Here is a 3,190-nt window from a genome sequence, read left to right as displayed (position 1 = left end):
GTGCCAATCTTTGTTGTATCCGACTCGAAAGCCGTATGGATGAACTTTTTGTCCCATAATAATTTACTGCCTTTCTAACTGTTCGTTTTCGTCCAACTGCGCTTCGTCGGCTTTTTGTGTTGCGTTGATTTCGACTGTTCTCTGCGATGCCGCGTCTTTCGCGTCCGCCGCTTGTTCCTTATTTTCCGCCGCTTGTTCATTAAACACTGCTTGTTCCGATGCGGCGTTTTCATCCGGCACAACAGTTTCGGCTTTTTCTTCAACCGTCGGAGCTTCGACCTCTGCCTCTTTGGTGTTCATCATTTCCGCAACTGGGTCCGTCGTAATTACCTTTTCTTCTTTGACCTCATCGGCTTTTTCCGCTTTTTTGGTCGTCTTTGCTTTATTTTCGCCCGCTTCTTTAGCGAGTAATTTCTTACCTTTCTTTCGAGTCGGTGCGTAATCGTCATTCGGCGCAGGTTTGTCGCTCGAAAGCAAAACCGTGATGTGACAATAATGACGATGTTCACGAAAAGCGCGACCTTGCGGCGCGGGACGCATACGGCTGCGATTTTTGTGCGGTCCCATATCAACGAAACAGGTTTTCACAAAAAAATCATCCGGGTCAATCGCAATATTTTGCTGTTCCGCCGCGTAAGTCGCATTCGCAATCGCCGAGCGTAAAACTTTGGCAATCGGGTCAGCCGCGCGTTTATTGGTAAATTTCAAAATTGACAACGCCTGCGACACATTGCGCCCGCGAATCAAATCAATCACGAGCCGCGTTTTCTGCGGCGAACCTTTCAAATTTCTTAATTTTGCTATCGCTTCCATAATCTTTTGTCTTTTGTTCTTTGTTCTTTGTTCTTTGTTCTTTGAATTTAGGCAATCGTGTTCGCGTTAATTCAACAAACAAAGGGCAAAAGACAAAGGACTAACGGCTAATCTATTTTCTTTTCGCGGATTTTTCCGCCTTTGTTCCCGGATGTCCTTTAAACATTCTCGTCGGAGAAAATTCACCGAGTTTGTGTCCGACCATATTCTCCGTAACATAAACCGGAATATGACGTTTGCCATTGTGAACGCCAAAGGTCAAACCGACCATATCAGGCGTAATTGTTGAACGGCGCGACCAGGTTTTTATCGCCGGCGGTTTGTTTCCGCCTTCCATAATTCTTTTCAGAACCTTCTGAACGCTTAAATCTATAAACGGACCTTTTTTTAATGAACGTGGCATAATCTTTTAAAGGCTAAAGGCTGAAGGATAAAGGGTAAAATAAATCTTTTTAAATCCATTATACTTCGCCTTTTTATTTTCCATCTTATCTTATTAAGGTAAAAGGTGAGAATTCTTACTTTATCCCTTATCCTTTTGCCTTTACCCTTTTATTTCTTCCTTCTGTCGCGCACAATCATATTGTTTGTGCGTTTGTTTCTGCGGGTTTTGTAACCGCGCGTCGGTTGTCCCCAAGGCGTAACGGGATGGCGACCCCCGGAAGTTTTACCTTCGCCGCCGCCGTGCGGATGGTCAACCGGATTCATTACAACACCGCGAACTTTCGGACGGCGACCAAGCCAGCGCGATCTTCCGGCTTTACCCAAACTGACGTTTTCGTGTTCGACGTTGCCGACCTGTCCGACAGTTGCCGTGCAGACAACAGGAATTCGGCGAACTTCGCCCGAAGGCATTCTCATCTGCGCGTAATCGCCTTCTTTCGCAACGAGTTGTGCAAAAACTCCGGCTGAACGCGCCAATTGTCCGCCTTTTCCGGGACGCATTTCAATGTTGTGAACCTGCGTTCCAAGCGGGATGTTTTTGATCGGCAAAGTGTTTCCCGGCAAAATATCCGCGTCCGCACCGCTCATAATCGTCGCGCCTTCTTTTAACCCGACTGGCGCGATAATATATCTTTTTTCGCCGTCGAGATAAGTTATCAAAGCAATGTGCGCCGAACGATTCGGATCGTATTCAATCTGCGAAACTTTACCCGGAATCCCGATTTTGTTGCGCTTAAAATCAATAATGCGATATTGGCGTTTATGTCCGCCGCCGCGCCGACGAACCGTTATTCGTCCGTCGTTGTTGCGTCCCGAAATTCGCGTCTTTGCTTCGAGTAAAGATTTTAAGGGTTTTGCGCCCGGAGTCAATTCATCGCGCGTCAGATACGTTTGGTATCTTCGCGCCGGTGATGTCGGTTTTAATCTCTTAATTCCCATTTCTTTGTCCTTTGTCTTTTGTCATTTGTCCTTTGTTTTTCATTTGATTGAGATAATTATCAACCAACGAAGAACGAAGAAAAAAGGACGAATGACTAGATAGCTTCCGCGTAATCAATGTGCGGTTCGCCTTTTTTCAATGTAACGTAAGCCTTTTTCCACGAAGCACGGCGACCTTCCTGCCGTCCGCGTTTTTTCATTTTGCCTTCGTAGTGCATTGTGCGAACTCTGGCGACTTTGACAGCGAAAATTTCTTCAACCGCTTTTTTGATGTCGTCTTTACCTGCTCTGCGGGCGACGCGGAAAGTCAAAACTTGTCCTAAATCCTCGTCGTCGCTGGTTTCTTCCTTCAAAAGAACGCTTTTCTCCGTTACGACGGGCGACTTCAAAATATCCCAAACACCTAATTCAATCATTATTCCGCCGCCTCCGTTTCTAATTTAGATTCTGCTTTGGCTACTGAAGAATCTTCTTCGACTATCGGTTCTTCTACCTTTTCTGCCTTTTTAGCTTTTGGCTTTGCTTCCTTCTTTTCGGCTTTAGGTTTAGCTTCTTTTTTCGCCTTCGGTTTTGTTGTTTCTTCAACTGTTTCCGAATCTCCGCCTTTCTCACGTTGCGGGTCAAGCAAATGATTTAATTCTTCCAATGCCGCTTTTGAAATAAGCAATTTTTCGTGATAAATCAAATCGTAAATATTTAGACCGTAACCATTTGTAACTTTCGTTTTCTTGACGTTGCGCGAAGCTAAAATCAAATTAGCGTTGTCGAGCGAATCAAGAATCAGCGTTTTTGTTTGATTCTTCTTATCGGCAAGTTCCATTTTTGACAAAATGCTGATAAAGCCTTTTGTTTTCGGATTATCAATTTTGAACTCGTCAACAACGATCAAGTTTCCTTCACGAAGCCTTTCCGACAAAGCCGAACGCAACGCACCACGGCGCATTTTCTTGGGCATTTTATACGACCAATCGCGCGGCTGCGGACCGTGAACATT

5 protein-coding genes are annotated in these 3,190 nt (G+C 45.1%); all 5 read right to left on the bottom strand.

The genetic code is table 11. The features are described 5' to 3' along the window. Positions 1-63 precede the first annotated feature (63 nt). The gene (gene rplV, locus ACR2FV_RS12875; protein ID WP_434016095.1) at positions 64-813 is read right to left on the bottom strand and encodes a 50S ribosomal protein L22; all 750 of its coding nucleotides are present in this window, start codon (positions 811-813) and stop codon (positions 64-66) included. A gap of 112 nt (positions 814-925) precedes the next feature. After that, the gene (rpsS, locus tag ACR2FV_RS12870) at positions 926-1,216 is read right to left on the bottom strand and encodes a 30S ribosomal protein S19 (protein WP_434016094.1); all 291 of its coding nucleotides are present in this window, start codon (positions 1,214-1,216) and stop codon (positions 926-928) included. Between the two features lie 149 nt (positions 1,217-1,365). Next, positions 1,366-2,196, bottom strand: coding sequence for a 50S ribosomal protein L2 (gene rplB / locus ACR2FV_RS12865; protein WP_434016093.1), 831 nt, complete (start codon positions 2,194-2,196; stop codon positions 1,366-1,368). Positions 2,197-2,291: 95 nt separating this feature from the next. Further along, positions 2,292-2,612, bottom strand: a complete 321-nt coding sequence (gene rplW / locus ACR2FV_RS12860) for a 50S ribosomal protein L23 (RefSeq protein WP_434016092.1) — start codon at positions 2,610-2,612, stop codon at positions 2,292-2,294. Further along, positions 2,612-3,190: 50S ribosomal protein L4 (locus tag ACR2FV_RS12855; RefSeq protein WP_434016091.1), on the bottom strand; the 579-nt coding region annotated here is incomplete at its 5' end. The genes rplW and ACR2FV_RS12855, both read right to left, overlap by 1 nt.

This window comes from Ornithinimicrobium sp. (genome assembly GCF_051004135.1).
Classification (GTDB): domain Bacteria; phylum Actinomycetota; class Actinomycetes; order Actinomycetales; family Dermatophilaceae; genus Ornithinicoccus.
This window is presented reverse-complemented; position numbering and strand designations above follow the sequence as displayed.